Origin of the sequence: Actinacidiphila glaucinigra (assembly GCF_035918135.1) — a bacterium.
Classification (GTDB): domain Bacteria; phylum Actinomycetota; class Actinomycetes; order Streptomycetales; family Streptomycetaceae; genus Actinacidiphila; species Actinacidiphila glaucinigra.
The window spans coordinates 8,766,522-8,781,838 of the sequence record NZ_CP109144.1 but is presented as its reverse complement, the minus strand read 5'-3'; the positions used below and the strand labels follow the sequence as shown (position 1 = coordinate 8,781,838).

Sequence of the window (15,317 nt, the reverse complement as noted above, 5' to 3'; positions counted from 1 at the left end):
GCATCACGCACATGATGTGGCTGGTGCACGCCTTGTGCGAGGATGGCAGCGGGCGCCGAGGACGCACACCGGCGGCCCGGTGAACGGCAGGAGGCGGAAGGCACATGGGCAGGTCCACCCACGACGTCGAGTACGAGCAGATGCTCCTCAGCCGCCACGAACTGCTGCGCCACAGGTCCGGCGCCCTGGACCGCAGCGCCTACATCCTCCTCAGCCGGATCCGGGTCCAGGGGCCGATGTCGATCGGCGAGCTGAGCGAGGCCTTCGCACTCGACACCTCCACCCTCAACCGGCAGACCGCCGCGGCCATGCGCGCCGGCCTCGTGGAGCGCATCGCCGACCCCGAGGGAGGGATGGCCCGCAAGTTCCGCATCACCGCGCAGGGCGCCCGGATGCTCGACGGGGAACGGGACGCCATCATCGGCGGCCTGGACAAGGTCATGGCCGACTGGCCGGACCAGGACATCGCCGCCTTCGCGGGCTACCTCAGGCGCTTCAACACCGACATCGAACGCCTCGCCGGCCGGCCCTGGCCCCGCCCCTGAACCGGCACAGCCGATCGCCACAGCTGACTTCCATAAATAAATTCAGGTGTTAGCCTGAGTACGCGGGCCTGCTAAGGCCCGCGTTGTCGAGCTGCGTACGGAGCCCTGCCGAGAGGGCGTGTCGTAAGGAAAGCCGTATGGACATCAAGGGATCAGTCGCCCTGGTGACGGGAGCCAACCGAGGGATCGGGTACGCGTTCGCCCGGGCGCTCCTGGAGCACGGCGCCGCGAAGGTCTACGCCGGCGTCCGCGATCCGAAGAGCGTGACCGACCCGGACCTCGTCCCGCTGCGGCTGGACGTGACGGACGAACGACAGGCGGCCGCGGCGGCCGAGACCGCGGGCGACGTCTCCATCCTGGTCAACAACGCCGGCGTCGGCGGCGCCACCAGCGGACTCCTGACGGGCGGCCTCGACGGCGCCCGCCAGGCCATGGACGTCAACTACTTCGGCACATGGGCGGTCTCCCAGGCCTTCGCCCCGGTGCTGGCCCGCAACGGCGGCGGGGCGCTGGTGAACATGCTGTCGCTGGCCTCCTGGGTCGGGCAGCCGCAGTTCCCCGGTTACGCCGCGTCCAAGGCCGCGCAGTGGTCGCTGACGGACGCCCTGCGCAAGGGCCTGCACGGCCAGGGCACCCTGGTCGTCGGCGTGCACTGCGGATTCGTGGACACCGACCTGAGCGCCTGGACGGACGCGCCGAAGATCAGCGCCGCCAGCGTCGCCGAGCTGACCATGGAGGCCCTGACGCACGACCGGTTCGAGGTCCTCGCCGACGAACAGACGCGAACCGTCAAGGCCGCCCTCGCACACCCCCCGACGGTGCCGGCCGCCTGATCCGGCGCTCCGGCACGTCGAGCGGTCCCGCCCGGTGGGGCGGGACCGCCGCCGTCCGTTGCGCGCACACCATGACGCGCCAGGGGTTGTCAGGGTTTCCCTGACACCCCTACGGTGTCAGGGAAACCCTGACACCGTAGGAGTGACCCGTGACACCCTCCGACACCCAGGACGAATTCAGCCGCTGCTCCTTCTGCGGCAAGCCGGACCGCGAGGTCGAGAAGCTGGTCGCAGGCCCCGGAGTGCAGATCTGCGACCAGTGCGTGGCGCTGTGCGCATCGATCATCGACGGGAGCGCGGGCACCCCGGCCCGGCCGCCCGCCCCCCTGTGGGCGTCACTGACCGACCCGGAGATGCTGGGTCACATCCCGCGCGTCGCCGCGCACATCGACCAGGCCGAGACCGATCTGCGCTCATGGGTGCAGGAACTGCGGCGCCGTGGCGTCACCTGGACCCGGATCGGCGAAGCCCTCGGCATCACCCGCCAGTCCGCATGGGAGCGGTTCTCCGGCGAGGAGTGACCGGATCCCGCGGGCCCCCCCGGCACCGTCCGCCGATCGCCCCCGCCGGCACCGAACGACGCACCCGCACGCGCATCCACCCGACCGGGACCGCGGAATAGAACCGTCCGGTTGAACGTAATAAGGATGCAAAAGACGCTGGTCAAGCCACCCCGTCGTCCCAGTGGCGGACAGGGGGCTCGGTCGGCGTGGAGAGTGCGGACCTGCCTGGGAGGCAGCAGTGGGCATACGGCGGACGACCCTTCCGGGCATCGGGACGCAGTACGACGTGACCACGCGCACCGGGCAGAACCTGTCGGTGGTGGTGCACCAGGACGGACGGAGGTTCCTCGGCTTCTACGAGGCGGACGATCCCGACGCCTGCCGGATGTCGGTCCCGCTGGAGGCCGAAGAGGCCGCCGGGCTGGCGCGGTTGCTGGACCCGACGCCGCTGGAGGCGGTGCGGACGGACGGCATCGGGCTGGTCACCGAGCAGATCCCGGTCGACTCCAGGTCGCCGTACGCCGGGCGGCCGCTGGGCGACACCCGGGCCCGGACGCTGACCGGGGCCTCCGTCGTGGCGGTGATGCGGCGGACGAGCGCGCACCCCTCGCCCGGGCCGGACTTCCGGCTCGCGATCGGGGACATCCTCGTGGTGGTCGGCACGCGTGAAGGTGTGGACGCCCTGGCCGCGATCGTGGCGGGGAGTTGAGGGTGCACGACACCACCGCGCTGCTCGTCGAACTCGGTGCCGTCATCCTCGGGCTGGGCATCATCGGGCGCTTCGCGGGCCGGATCGGGCTGTCGCCCGTGCCGCTCTACCTGCTGGCCGGGCTCGCCTTCGGGCAGGGCGGCCTCGTACCGCTGTCGGCGAGCGAGGACTTCATCTCCGTGGGGGCCGAGATCGGGGTGGTCCTGCTCCTCCTGCTGCTCGGGCTGGAGTACAGCGCCTCGGAACTGGTCGGCAATCTGCGCGCCCAATACCCCTCGGGGGTCGTGGACTTCGTCCTCAACGCGGTACCGGGCGCCGTGGCGGCGCTGCTGCTGGGGTGGGGTCCGGTGGCCGCCGTCGCACTGGCCGGGGTCACCTGGGTCTCCTCGTCGGGCGTCATCGCCAAGGTGCTCACGGACCTCGGCAGGCTCGGCAACCGCGAGACGCCCGCGGTGCTCGGCGTCCTGGTCATCGAGGACCTGGCCATGGCGGTCTACCTGCCGCTGCTGACGACCCTGCTGGCGGGCCTCGGACTCGCGGCCGGAGGGGTGACGCTGGCGATCGCCCTCGGCACGGTGGGCACGGTGCTGTACCTGGCGTTGCGCCATGGGCGACTGCTCAGCAAGGCGGTCTCGTCCGACAACCCCGAGATGCTGCTCCTGGTCGTGCTCGGGCTGGCGCTGGTGGTGGCGGGCATCACGCAGAAGCTCCAGGTGTCCGCGGCCGTCGGCGCGTTCCTGGTGGGCATCGCCCTGTCCGGTGAGGTCGCCAAGGGTGCGGGACGTCTGCTGACCCCGCTGCGCGATCTGTTCGCCGCCGTGTTCTTCGTGTTCTTCGGGCTGTCCACCGATCCGGCGGCCATACCGCCGGTGCTGCTCCCGGCGCTGGCCCTGGCGCTGGTCACCACGGGAACCAAGATCGTCACCGGTTGGTACGCCGCCCGGCGGGCGGGCGTTCATGCGCGGGGGCGGCTGCGGGCGGGCGGCGCCCTCGTCGCACGCGGCGAGTTCTCGATCGTCATCGCGGGCCTCGCCGTCGCCACGGAGCCCCGTATCGGGCCGCTGGCCACCGCGTACGTCCTGATCCTGGTCGTCGCCGGTCCTCTGGCGGCCCGCTACACCGAGCCCGCGGTCGCCGCGCTCGGCCGGCTGCTGGGGCGGGACGCGTTCGCACAGCCGGTGCCGGAAACCGTCGAGGCCGTCGAGGCCTTCGGCACGTTCGAGGTGACGCCGCCCGAGGACTCCCCCGCCCGGCGGTGAGGGCGATCGGCGGTCATCTCCGATCGAGATGACTGACATCGTGAGCCATCTCCTTAACAGGGGAAGCAATCCTCCGGTGCGGGCGCTGCAGCAGTCGGCCGGGCAGCGCGAGGAGTCGCGCGACCGGCACTCCGCCCGCCCGAACCGCACCACCGGTTCCCGTCACGAGAAGGGCCCTCGTGTCCCCTGCGTCCAAGACCCCTTCCACGCGGCGTCCGGCGCCCGCCGCGACCGCCCAGGGCGTTCCCGGATGGCTGGTCGTGCTGCTGGCCGTCGCTTCCGGGATGACCGTCGCCAATCTCTACTACGCCCAGCCGCTGCTGTCGTCGCTGAGCCGGGTCTTCCTCCTCGGCACGGCGGCAGCCGGCACGCTGATCACGGTGACCCAGATCGGCTACGTGGTAGGGATGCTCTTCCTTGTCCCGCTCGGCGACCGGCTGGAGAAGCGCCGGCTGGTCACCGTGCTGCTCGCCGTCACCACCGTCGCCCTTGCGGTGGCGGGGACCGCCGCGGACTTCCCGGTGCTGCTCGTCGCTTCCCTGGTCAGCGGCGCCACCTCCGTCGTCGCGCAGATCCTGGTGCCGTTCGCCGCGGGCCTCGCGCCCGACCACGCCCGCGGCCGCGTCGTCGGCCGGGTGATGAGCGGGCTGCTCGCCGGGATCCTGGTGTCCCGCACGGTCAGCAGCCTGGTCTCCGACGTCGCGGGCTGGCGCTACGTCTACCTCGGCTCCGCGGTCCTGATGGCGCTCCTGGCCCTGGCGCTGCGCGCCGCCCTGCCCCAGCACGCCCCGACGACCTCCCTGCCCTACTCCCAGGTCCTGCGCTCGACGGTCCGGCTGGTGCGGACGCATCCGGCGCTGCGGCGCCGGGGGCTGTACCAGGCGGCCATGTTCGGCGCGTTCAGCGCCTTCTGGACCACCGTCTCCTTCCTGCTCACCGGTCCGTTCCACTACTCGCCGATCGGCGTCGCGGTCTTCGCGCTCGTGGGCGCCGCGGGTGCCGCGGTGGCACCGCTGGCCGGCCGCTGGGCGGACCGCGGACTCGTACGTCCGGTCACCGGCATCGCCTTCGGCGTGGCGGCCGCGGCCTTCGCCGTGGCGGGCTTCGGGCAGCACAGCATCGTCCTGATCGCCCTCGCCGCGATCCTGATCGACATGGCCGTGCAGACCGCCCTCATCCTCGGACAGCACACCGTCTACCAGCTCGACGCCGCCGCACGGTCCCGGCTGAACAGCGCCTTCATCGCCGTCTTCTTCGCGGGAGGCGCGCTCGGGTCGCAGCTCGGGTCGCTCGCGTACCACGCGGCCGGCTGGACGGCGGTCAGCGCCCTGGGGGCCGCGCTTCCCCTGATCGGCCTCGCCTACTGGGCGACGGAACGCCGCGCCGCCCGCGAGGGCGCGCCGACCGCGACCGCGCAGGACTCGACCGGGCAGGCCCCGTCCCGCTGACCGCGCTCAGCCGCGTCCCCCGGCCGCGGTGCGGGGGGTGATGTGGCGCAGCAGCGCCTCGACGGCGGGCGCCGGATCGCCTCCGGGCCTGACCACCATGACCTTCCAGGAGGGCGCGTGCCGCTCGAAGCGGCGTGCGGCGAGGTCCGGGAAGCGGGCGGCGATCGAGGCGGGCATGATGCACACCCCCAGGTCGTGCCGGACCAGCTCGGCCGCGGCGACGATGTCGTTCACCTCGAACACAGGGGTCCGTTCGGTGGTGGCGGCCCGGAACGCCCGGTCCACCTCGGAGCGGATCGCCCAGCCGGACGGGAAGTCCACGAAGGGCAGGCCGGAGACCTCCTCGAAGGTCACCACGTCGTCCTCGGCGAAGCCGCGCCCCGGCGCGGCGACCAGGAGCATCTGCTCGCGCGACAGCAGGCGGGTCACCAGCCCCCGTTGCTGCTGCCGGTCGAGGGCCACCACGGCGAGGTCCACCGTGCCCTCCCGCAGGGCCTGCCGGATGTCGGCCACCGCCGCCTGCCGCAGGCGCACGGTCACGCCGGGGTGTTCCGCGCGCAGGCGGGCCAGCGCCCGGTGCAGACCGGCCCAGACCCCCTGCATCGTGCCGACGGTCACCAGGCCCCGCAGCTCGCCCCGTACCGCGTCGACCGCCGCACGGGCCTCCTCGGCCGCGCGCAGCGCCGCGCGGGCGGCCGGCACGAACGCCTCCCCTGCCGGGGTCAGCGACACCCGGTGCGTGGTCCGCTCGAAGAGCGCGCTGCCCAGTTCCCGCTCCAGCGCCCGTACGGTGCCGGACACCGCGGACTGCACGACGTGCAGCCGGTGGGCGGCCGCCGTGAAGCCGCCCTCCTCGGCGACCGCGACGACCACTTCCATCTGCCGCAGGTCCATGCGTACCAGCTGCCTTTCCGTCGACCGGCCGGAAGCCGGTCATCTCCGCCGGCGATGATCCACCGCTTCCAGCATCGCACCGGCCGCCCGGGCGGCGGCCGACCCGCGCGGCATCGGCCACCGCACGTGACGGTGCGTCAGAACGCTGCCGACCCGACGGCCGCGCGCCGTCCGCCGGGCGCGGAGGAGAGGTGGGACCGTGCCTCACCGCACGCGTCGAACAGGTTCGCGACGCACGCCGTTGATCGCCCCCACGTGGCGTTCTCTCCGCGTACGATCACCCGATGGCCGACATGACCGAAACCACGCCCGGCTGGCTGTCTCCGGACGACCTGGAGCTGACCCGCGCACGCATGCCGATCCTCTACGTCGACGCCGTGCCCGTGCGGGTCGACGACAGCGGGGAGGTGACACACATCGGTCTCCTCCTGCGCATCGGGCCGGACGGGAGCGTCAGCCGCGCCCTCGTGTCCGGGCGGGTGCTCCACCACGAGCGTGTCCGCGAGGCACTGGTCCGCCATCTGGAGAAGGACCTCGGGCCCATGGCGCTGCCCCGCATCCCGGTCTCCCCGCAGCCCTTCACCATCGCCGAGTACTTCCCGACGCAGGGAGTGACGCCCTTCCACGACCCCCGGCAGCACTCGGTGTCGCTGGCCTACGTCGTCCCGGTGGCGGGCGACTGCCACCCCCGGCAGGACGCCCTCGACCTGGTGTGGTTCACCCCGCAGGAGGCGTCTTCGCCGCAGCTGCAGCAGGAGATGCAGGGCGGTCAGGGCGTACTGCTCCGGCAGGCCCTCGCGCACGTCGGCTGCCTCTCCTGAGTCCCGTGGCGGCCCGGGCGGCCCGCCGCCCGCGCCGCCACGCATAAGGGATCACCGCACGGGTACGGGGAGGCACGAGGGGGGCGACCGGCACCGGTTGCCGGCGCACACTCCGATCGCACGGGCCCCGGTCGCCTTCCGGCCTCGGGAGCCCGCCCCGGGAGGCACCCTGATGAAGCTGTCGTTCCTGCAACCGCTGTTCACCCGGCCGGGCCCGTGGGCGAGCGCCTACCTGGACACCTCCCGGGACGTCGAGGATCCCGACCGCGTCATCGCACGGCGCTGGCGGCACCTGCGGGACGACCTCACCGCCCACGGCGCCGACCCGGCCACCGTCCACGCCCTCCACGCCGCCGTGGGCACCGACGACGACCTGCCCGGGCGGCACGGCCAGGCCCTGTTCGCCACCCGCGGGGAACTCGTGCTGGCCGAGGAACTGCCCGAGCCGCCGGTGCGCGACACGGCCGGGCTCGAGACCCTGCCGGACGCCCTGCCGCTGGTGGTGCAGCGCGCCCCGGACGTGCCCTATCTGGAGCTGTTCGTCGGCCGCACCGAGGACGGCGACGGCATCCGGGTCGCCGCCCGGACCGGGCGCTGGCCGGCCGGACGCCCCGACCCGGATCCGGCCGTCCGGCAGACCGTCCCGGTGGAGGACTGGCCCCTGACCGCGCCACAGCTCGCCGGGGACCTGAGCGACCTGGCCGACCGCGGCGCGGCCGAGGTGCTCGTGCTGGGCCGCGACCCCGGCGACCCCCGGACGGCGGAGGTGCTCGTCCACCACATGCCGGAACGCCTGAGGAGCGACCTCGTCACGGTCGGCACGGCGCGTCCCGGCGGCACTCCCGGCCAGGCCCCTCTGGAGGAGCTCCTCGCCCGTGAGCTCGGCGGCCGCCTCAACGCCGCCGACCGGGCCTGCCTGGAGGCGTACCGGGTGCAGCGATCCCGGGACCGCACGGCCTGCGAGGGCACCGCGGCCGTCGTCGGTGCGCTGCGGGGCGCACGGGCGGCAGCGGTCCTGGTCAACGATCCCCCGCCGTCGCCCGGGTGCCTGTGGGCCGGGCCGGAGGAACCCGCCGGGGCCACCCTGCTGCGCGCCGCGGCGTGCAGCGGTGCGGAACTCGTGGTCGTGCCCCGCGGCACGCTCGCCCTGGACGACGGAGTCGGTGTCCTGCTGCGCCGGAGCGACCCCGGTACGTAGCCAGCGGCCTGCGGAATCGGCGGTGACCCAGCCGTGTTGTACCCACAGGTACAACGAGAGGGACGGGGATGGACACCGTCGAAGCGGGTCAATGTCCGGGCCGGCAGCCCGTGCCGGCCCAGGAAGAAAGCTGGACGCTCTCCTATCGGCCCGAAGCCCCCGCAGAGGCCCGCAAGCTCACCAAGGAAGCTCTGCGACGCTGGCAGGTACCGGCAGTCACTGCGGACGGAGTCCTGCTGGTCGTCTCGGAACTCGTCACCAACGCCTTCGAATACGCACGGCCGCCCATCGTGCTCCATCTCGGCCGCGACCGGAGCACCGGGCAGGTCCGCGTCGAGGTCACCGACGGCGGACCGGCCCCCGCCATCGGGGAATGGGCCGCGAGCTGCGGCGACTGCGAACACGGCCGGGGCCTGACCATCGTGGACCAGGTCGCCTCGGCGCACGGCGACCGCTGGGAGACAGGCCGTGCCACCCACTGGGCCGAGCTCGCTCCCGCGGCCTGACGGCGGCGGCGCGTACGCCGGGGTGCGTCGACCCGCGTGCGAGGGGTAACCGCGTTCCATGCAACCGGAACGGATCCACATGGCCCTGCCCCATGACTATCTCGTCGGCACCGTGCCGCTCATCGTGGGCGTCGCACTGGTGGTCGTCCTCATCGCGGCGGTGGCCGTCGGGCGTCGCGTACGCCGGAGGCAGCCACCCCCGGAGCGGAGCCCGCAGCCGCGTGCCTCCTCCTGGCGTACCCGCCGGGAGCACGACGCCGGCAGCACGGACGAGCACGGCTGACACCCCCTGGGAAGGGGCGGCGTCGCGGGCATCGCGCGTCCCCGCAACTGGACGTCGATCACCGGCTTCCGCTCCTGCCCGGGTCCGCGACCGGCGACAGGGGCGTCACCCCCCGCATCGCCGCACGGTACGTCGATTCGGCCGCACCTCGAGCTCCTCGACGCGGTCCGCGCCCCCGGGACAGCCGCTGCGCCTGGGGCCCCGAGCCGGAGAGCTCTGCTGACCGGGCACGCGGCCGCCGTTCCGCCCGGTTGCCGGGGGATCACGCCACTCGCATGGTGGAAGGACAGCCGCCACGCGCACGGCCCCACCGCCGACCGGGAGCGCCGCATGTCCCACCACCTCGACTCACCCCTCGCCCGGCAGGACCCCCGTCTGGACATCACCGACCTGTACGTCTTCCGCGGCGAGCGCGGCACCGTCTTCGTGACGAACCACTGCCACTCCCTGGCAGGTGAGGACGTCCCCCGGGGCTTCCATCCGGAGGGACGGTACGAGATCAAGATCGACGCGAACGGCGACGCCGTCGAGGACCTCGCGTACCGGTTCGTCTTCGCCGAGCGCGAGGGCGGCGGGGCGCAGACCTACGAGGTGTACCGGCTGGCCGGGCCCGAGGCGCGCGACCCGTCCGCCGAGGGGACCGTGATCGCCCGGGGCCGCACCGGCGGCACGGTCGGGACGGACGGCGGCGCCCGGGTGTGGTGCGGCGAGGCAGGCGACCCGTTCTGGATCGAGCCGGACGTCCTGCACGCGGTCGGCCACGCCTTCAAGGAGGGGACGACCGTCGATCTGTCGGGCTGGAACCGCGACGAGGCGAAGAACCTGTTCGCCGGCCACACGGTGTACTCCATCGTCCTGGAGGTCACCGACGAGGAGTTGCTGCCCGTCGCGGGTGAGGAACCGCGGATCGGTGTGTGGGCGCTGGACTCCCTCGCCACCGACGCGGGCGGCTGGCGCCCGGTCAACCGGGCCGGACTGCCCATGATCCACCCGCTGTTCACGCAGTTCGACGAGGAACTCGGGGACCGCCTCAACCAGAACGTCCCCGCCGACGACCTCCGGCTCCACGGCGACGCCGTCGTCGACGCGGTGGCGGGTGTGGTCCGCGCCTACGGCACGGCCCAGGACCCCCATGCGTACGCCGAGTTCGTCGTCGGCTGCTTCTGCCCGAACCTGCTGCCGTACACGATCGGCACACCCGCGTCCTTCGGCTTCGCCCGGTGGAACGGCCGGTCGCTGACCGACAACGCGCCGGACGTCATGTTCTCCTTCGCCGCCAACGCCCCTGTCACGCTGGGCATCGGCAGGGAGTCCGTCACGTCGAAGCCCGGCTCCTCGTTCCCCTACGTCCCGGCGGCGGCCTGAGGCACCACCGGTCAGGCGCCCGGCAGGGGTTCCCGCAGGAGGGCCTGTCCCGCGGCGCGGTGCTCGGCGGCGGCGGAGGGCTCCGTGGCGTCGAGCACGGCCGCGATCCCCTCGTGGGCCATCGCCTCCTCGTGGCGGTACCCCACCCTCGGCGCGAGGTCGAGCGCCTGCCGGTGCAGTCGCAGTGCCTCGTCCGGCAGGCCCGCGAGCCGGCATGTCTCCCCGTAGCCGTTGAGGAAGTGGATCTTCCACTGCTCCTCGAAGATCTCGTCGAGCAGCGCGAACGCCTCGCGGTGGCTGGCCAGCGCCTCCTCGTAGCGGCCCATGCGGCGCAGCGCGACGCCCAGGCAGTTCAGGCACCATGCCTCGTTGTGCCGGTGCCCGTCCTCACGGGCCAGGGCGAGCGCGCGGTGCAGATGGCCGAAGGCGTCCTCGGGTTCCTCGCGGGCGACGGCCACCCCGAGGGTGATGAGCGCGGTGAGCGCGGGCGGCCACGCGGGGTCGGTGTGCGGGGTCTCCAGCGCCTCGCGGGCCAGCCGCGCCGCCTCCTCGCGGTGTCCCGACTGCAACAGGGCCCAGGCCTCGTAGGCGGTGGCGTGGGCCGTGCCCATCGGGCAGCCGGCGTCCGCGTACAGCTTCCCCGCCAGCCGGAACTGTTCCAGCGGCTCCTCGACGTATCCCTGGTCCCACCCCAGGTAGCCGCGCCGCATGGTCAGTTCGGCCTCGGCCAGGACGTCCCCGGCCTCCGCCACCAGGGCGGCGGCCGCCTCGTACGCGGCGTCGGCCTCCGCCATCCGGCCCGCGTTGTAGCGGGCGAAGCCCAGGTCGCTGTAGGCCTCGCCCAGTTGCCGCGGGTCCCCCAGGCGGCGGGCGGCGGCCAGGGAGCCCTCGAAGAGGACGTTGAGCCGGGTGGTGCCGCAGCGCCGGGCGAAGTACGACCTCATGAAGCGCGGCAGCTCGCACACGTGCGCGTCGGCCCCGGCGGCGAGGGCCGCCTCGAAGGCCGTCAGCAGGTTGCTGTACTCGGCGCCGAACCAGGCCAGGGCCGTGTTCTTGCCGGCGAACTCCGGCAGCTCCGCCGGCGCGGGTCCCGAGCAGGCCACCCCGCTGCGGGACAGGAAGGGCATGGTGGCGTCGGCGGCGGCGGCTGCGTGCACGTAGTAGTCGAGCACCCGGAGCAGGGCCCGTTGCCGTGCGGCCGCCGGGTCCTGCTCGGTGGTCGCCCGCAGCGCGTGCCGGTGCACCAGGTCGTGCAGCCGGTAGCGGCCGGGGGCCGGCTGCTGGACCAGGTGTGCGTCGAGGAGGTCCTCGAGCATCGCCCGGGCGTCGCGCAGCGGCACGTCGGCGAGAGCGGCCACGACGTACTCGTCGAAGGCCGAGCCCGGCAGCAGGCTCAGCAACCGGAACAGGCGGCGCTGGTCGCGGTCCAGCTGGTTCACGGACATGGCGAACGCGGTGTCGAACTCGCTGGGGCCCTCCGCCATCCGCTCGACGAGGATGCCCACGGTCCAGCCCGGCCGGTGCCGCAGCCGTGCCCCGGCGAGCCGCAGCGCCAGCGGCAGGTTGCCGCACAGCCGCAGCACCTCGGCCGCCGCCTGCGGTTCGCGGGCCAGCCGTCCGTCGGTGCCCGCCGGCTCGCCGCCGGCGCGGGCGAGCAGTTCCGCGCTGTCCTGCGGGGTCAGCACGTCCAGCGAGACCGGCGGCACTTCTTCCAGGCCCAGCAGCCGGTTGCGGCTGGTGACCAGGGCGACGGAGTGGCCCGCGCCGGGCAGCAGCGGGCGGACCTGGTCGGCGTCGGCGGCGTTGTCCAGGACGACGACGGCCCGCCGATGGGCCAGCTCCGACCGCCAGCAGGCGGCGAGTTGCTCGACGCCCTCCTGCGGGATCCGCTCGGAGGGGACGTCGAGCGCGGCGAGCAACGCCCGCAGCGCGGGGTCGGGGTCGAGTGGCCTGCGGCCCTCGGTGAAGCCGTGCAGATCGAGGTAGAGCTGGGCGTCGGGGTAGTCGGCGGCGAGGCGGTGCGCGGCGTGCACCGCCAGGCAGGTCTTGCCGACACCGGCCATGCCGTCCACGGCGACCACCCGGCCGCCGGCGACCGCGGCGAGCACGGCGGCGAGTTCGGTCCGGCGCCCGGTGAAGTCGGGCGCGTCGCGCGGGAGATCGTTGCGAGGCGGGCGCGGGGCCGACGCGGGCGGCGTCGGGGGATGGATCTGGCGGCTGGTCCTCGGGGGCGCCGGCAGCGGGTGGGAGGCCCGTTCCCACAGGGGGCGCAGCGGGCGCGGGTCGCGTGTGACGAGACGGCAGAGCGCGACGACGGCGGGCCAGGGCGCGGTCCGGCCCGTGAGGTAGCGCGACAGCGACGACGAACTCAGCCCCGTGTCCCGGGCCAGGGCGCGTACGCCGCGCCCGGAGAGCTCCTGGAGCATGCGCAGCCGCGCGGCCAGCTCCTGCGGTGGGTCGGCCTCCGCCGTCCGTTGCTGCGCAACCACCCGTCCCCCGCCTTCCTGTCCCACCCCGGCTGAACCCGTCCGGGCCGCATTCCCGCTGTACACGGCCGCCCCGGCTGTCCCACGGCGTCCCACCGCCGTCGCCGTGGCAAGGCCCGCGCGCTGTCATGGAGTCACGCCCCGGGGCACGGGGCGCCGAACCGGAAGAGGGAGAACCACGATGCAGTCCCGTATGCAGAACCCGGCCATGGTCCTGTCCGGCGCGATGCAGCCCATCCAGGAGCTGATCAAGGCCGTGCACTCCGGCGGGGTGGACGGGCAGACGCTGGAGCTGGTGCACCTGCGGGTGAGTCAGATCAACGGCTGCAGCGCCTGCGTCGACGGCGGCGCGAAGACGGCGCGCAAGGCGGGGGTGAACGACGAGCGCCTGGCCACGGTCGCCGCATGGCGGGAGGCCCCGTACTTCAGTGAGGAGGAGCGGGCGGCGCTGGCACTGGCCGAGGCCGCCACGCGGCTGGCCGACCGTCCCGGGGCGGTCGGTGACGAGGTGTGGGACGCCGCCGCCACCCACTTCGACGAGAAGCAGCTGGCCGCGATCGTGCTGATGATCGGCGTGACCAATCTGTTCAACCGGCTCAACGCCACGACCCGGCAGATCGCCGGCGCCTGGGGATGAGGGGCGCGGCGTCCGCTCCCGGGCCGCGGGCGCGCCCGGGGCGGACCCGCACGGGGCGGGGCTGACAGAGGGCCCCGCCGGGCCGGGGCGACAGGTCGGAGGGCCGTGTCACACCGGCGGGAGCTGCCCGGTCAAGAGGTGGACGGCTCAACTTCTTCCTGGTGCGCCGTCCGGGCACGACCGACGGGTGAGGAGGCGCGCCATGCGGCACATCGCCAGGGCCGTGGCGGCGATCGGGGACGCGCGTGGACCCGGCCACGAGAGGTACGCCCTCGCGCCGCGGTGCCCGCTTGCGACGGCGTGTCGCGCCACCTCGGCGGACAAGTGGCTGGTGGGGTTCCGGGTCGGCGCCGGGGGAACCGCGGCCACCTGGCTCTACTACGTGGTGGATCATGCGAACGACGCGATGGACGCGAAGGAGAAGGCCATCTCCATGGCCGGTGACGAGATCGACGTCCCTCGCCCGCTCGGGCGTGACGGCGTGGGCAGGACGGAGATCCGGCTCATCCACGACGACGGGATCGGGCCACGACGTCTGCTGCCCTGCCCGTGACGGGGCTCCCTCGGCGAGGGCGCCCCGCACGGGCAGCGAACGCGGCCGCCGCCGGTGCCCGGACGTGGTCCGGGCACCGGCGGCAGCGGGGGTGCGCGCTACTACTTGGTGAGCGGGGAGAGCTTCGGGTCGTTGGCGTACGCCTCGGCCGCGTTCTCCTTGGTCACGATGACCGGCGGGAGCAGGTACGACGGGACGACCTTGCTGCCGTTGTTGTACGACTTGGTGTCGTTGATGGTCGGCTTGCCGCCCTTCTGCAGGGACTGGACCATCTTGATGGTCTCGGCGACGAGCTTGCGGGTGTCCTTGTTGATGGTGGAGTACTGCTCACCCGCCATGATCGACTTCACCGACTCGACCTCGGAGTCCTGGCCGGTCACGACCGGGACCGGCTTGCCGGCGCCCTTCACCGAGGTGATGATCGCGCGGGCGAGGGTGTCGTTCGGCGAGAGCACGCCGTCGAGCGTCTTCTTGCCGGTGTAGGTGGAGTTCAGCAGCGAGTCCATGCGGCTCTGGGCGTTCTCCGCCTTCCAGCCCTGGGTCGCGGTCTGCTTGATGTCGGTCTGACCGGAACCGACAACGATGTCGCCCTTGTCGATGGCGGGCTTGAGCACCTCCATCGCACCGTCGAAGAAGACCTTCGAGTTGTTGTCGTCCGGCGAACCGGAGAACAGCTCGATCGTGTACGGGCCCTTCGCCTTCTTGGCCTTCATGCCGTCCAGCAGCGCCTGACCCTGCAGCTGGCCGACCTTGAAGTTGTCGAACGCGATGTAGTAGTCGACGTCCGGCGTGTTGGTGATGAGGCGGTCGTAGGCGATGATCGTCGCACCGGCCTGCTTGGCCTGCGCCACCTGCGTGGACAGCTGCGAGGCGTCGGTCGCACCGATGACGATGACCTTCGCGCCCTTGGTGACCATGGAGGAGATCTGCGCCTGCTGGTCCGCGACGGTGGTCGAGGCACCCGCGTACTGGACGTCGGCCTTGAAGCCGGCGTCCTTCAGGCCGTTGGTGAACAGGTCACCGGCGAGCACCCAGTTCTCCGAGGTCTTCGCCGGCAGCGCGACACCGACCAGTCCGTCCTGCGCGAAGCCGCCCTTGGCGTCGCTGGTGTCCTTGCCGGTGGAGCCCTCGCGTTCGTTGGAGCACGCCGTGCCCAGGGCGAGCAGCGCGGCGGCGCCGATCACGGCGATGCCTCTGGTGATGGTTCTGCGCATGTGGGTTGTGCCCTTTCCTGGTGATGCGGGAGAGACGAGCGCCGCCTGGTGCGGCACCCTGGG

At 73.2% G+C, this 15,317-nt stretch carries 15 protein-coding genes and 1 pseudogene; 13 read left to right on the top strand and 3 right to left on the bottom strand.

Annotation, left to right across the window (positions count from 1 at the left end; translation table 11 throughout):
* The first annotated feature begins 104 nt into the window (after positions 1-104).
* From OIE69_RS39900 to OIE69_RS39875, 6 genes and pseudogenes are all read left to right on the top strand, one after another.
* Entirely contained in the window at positions 105-545 is a 441-nt protein-coding gene (locus OIE69_RS39900; RefSeq protein ID WP_326580153.1) for a MarR family winged helix-turn-helix transcriptional regulator, read from the top strand.
* A gap of 137 nt (positions 546-682) precedes the next feature.
* Positions 683-1,378 (top strand): SDR family oxidoreductase, encoded by a 696-nt coding sequence (locus OIE69_RS39895; RefSeq protein WP_326580151.1) that lies wholly within the window; start codon positions 683-685, stop codon positions 1,376-1,378.
* 149 nt (positions 1,379-1,527) lie between these two features.
* Positions 1,528-1,668: pseudogene (locus OIE69_RS39890) on the top strand (ClpX C4-type zinc finger protein); the annotation flags it as partial.
* A 451-nt stretch (positions 1,669-2,119) separates the two neighbouring features.
* Positions 2,120-2,590 carry a cation:proton antiporter regulatory subunit gene (locus OIE69_RS39885; RefSeq protein WP_326580149.1) on the top strand — a complete coding sequence of 157 codons (471 nt, stop codon included), beginning with the start codon at positions 2,120-2,122 and terminating at the stop codon, positions 2,588-2,590.
* Between the two features lie 2 nt (positions 2,591-2,592).
* Positions 2,593-3,849 (top strand): cation:proton antiporter, encoded by a 1,257-nt coding sequence (locus OIE69_RS39880; RefSeq protein WP_326580147.1) that lies wholly within the window; start codon positions 2,593-2,595, stop codon positions 3,847-3,849.
* A gap of 179 nt (positions 3,850-4,028) precedes the next feature.
* On the top strand, positions 4,029-5,297 hold the full coding sequence (locus OIE69_RS39875; protein ID WP_326580145.1) for an MFS transporter: 1,269 nt from the start codon (positions 4,029-4,031) through the stop codon (positions 5,295-5,297).
* Positions 5,298-5,303: 6 nt separating this feature from the next.
* Here OIE69_RS39875 and OIE69_RS39870 read toward each other — a convergent pair whose 3' ends face one another.
* Positions 5,304-6,191: a LysR family transcriptional regulator gene (locus tag OIE69_RS39870; RefSeq protein WP_326580143.1), complete on the bottom strand. Its 888-nt coding sequence runs from the start codon at positions 6,189-6,191 to the stop codon at positions 5,304-5,306.
* 284 nt (positions 6,192-6,475) lie between these two features.
* Here OIE69_RS39870 and OIE69_RS39865 point away from each other — a divergent pair, with 284 nt between their 5' ends.
* The 5 genes from OIE69_RS39865 to OIE69_RS39845 all read left to right on the top strand — a co-directional run bounded on the left by OIE69_RS39865 (position 6,476) and on the right by OIE69_RS39845 (position 10,364).
* Positions 6,476-7,012, top strand: coding sequence for an NUDIX hydrolase family protein (locus tag OIE69_RS39865; RefSeq protein WP_179279992.1), 537 nt, complete (start codon positions 6,476-6,478; stop codon positions 7,010-7,012).
* Between the two features lie 172 nt (positions 7,013-7,184).
* Positions 7,185-8,210: a baeRF2 domain-containing protein gene (locus tag OIE69_RS39860; protein ID WP_326580139.1), complete on the top strand. Its 1,026-nt coding sequence runs from the start codon at positions 7,185-7,187 to the stop codon at positions 8,208-8,210.
* Between the two features lie 68 nt (positions 8,211-8,278).
* Positions 8,279-8,716 carry an ATP-binding protein gene (locus tag OIE69_RS39855; RefSeq protein WP_326580137.1) on the top strand — a complete coding sequence of 146 codons (438 nt, stop codon included), beginning with the start codon at positions 8,279-8,281 and terminating at the stop codon, positions 8,714-8,716.
* A 79-nt stretch (positions 8,717-8,795) separates the two neighbouring features.
* Entirely contained in the window at positions 8,796-8,999 is a 204-nt protein-coding gene (locus OIE69_RS39850) for a DUF6479 family protein (protein WP_326580135.1), read from the top strand.
* 330 nt (positions 9,000-9,329) lie between these two features.
* Positions 9,330-10,364 carry a DUF4331 family protein gene (locus OIE69_RS39845; RefSeq protein ID WP_326580133.1) on the top strand — a complete coding sequence of 345 codons (1,035 nt, stop codon included), beginning with the start codon at positions 9,330-9,332 and terminating at the stop codon, positions 10,362-10,364.
* Positions 10,365-10,375: 11 nt separating this feature from the next.
* Here OIE69_RS39845 and OIE69_RS39840 read toward each other — a convergent pair whose 3' ends face one another.
* Complete coding sequence (locus OIE69_RS39840; RefSeq protein WP_326580131.1) at positions 10,376-12,853, bottom strand: tetratricopeptide repeat protein; 2,478 nt, start codon at positions 12,851-12,853, stop codon at positions 10,376-10,378.
* A gap of 178 nt (positions 12,854-13,031) precedes the next feature.
* Between OIE69_RS39840 and OIE69_RS39835 the strand changes: the two genes are divergently transcribed.
* Both OIE69_RS39835 and OIE69_RS39830 read left to right on the top strand, forming a co-directional pair.
* Positions 13,032-13,487, top strand: a complete 456-nt coding sequence (locus tag OIE69_RS39835) for a carboxymuconolactone decarboxylase family protein (protein ID WP_326580129.1) — start codon at positions 13,032-13,034, stop codon at positions 13,485-13,487.
* Between the two features lie 202 nt (positions 13,488-13,689).
* Positions 13,690-14,040: a hypothetical protein gene (locus OIE69_RS39830; protein WP_326580127.1), complete on the top strand. Its 351-nt coding sequence runs from the start codon at positions 13,690-13,692 to the stop codon at positions 14,038-14,040.
* Positions 14,041-14,141: 101 nt separating this feature from the next.
* On the opposite strand, the gene OIE69_RS39825 is transcribed toward OIE69_RS39830, so the two are convergent.
* A complete protein-coding gene (locus OIE69_RS39825) occupies positions 14,142-15,254 on the bottom strand; it encodes a sugar-binding protein (RefSeq protein ID WP_326580125.1) in 1,113 nt (370 codons plus the stop codon).
* Positions 15,255-15,317: the final 63 nt, after the last annotated feature.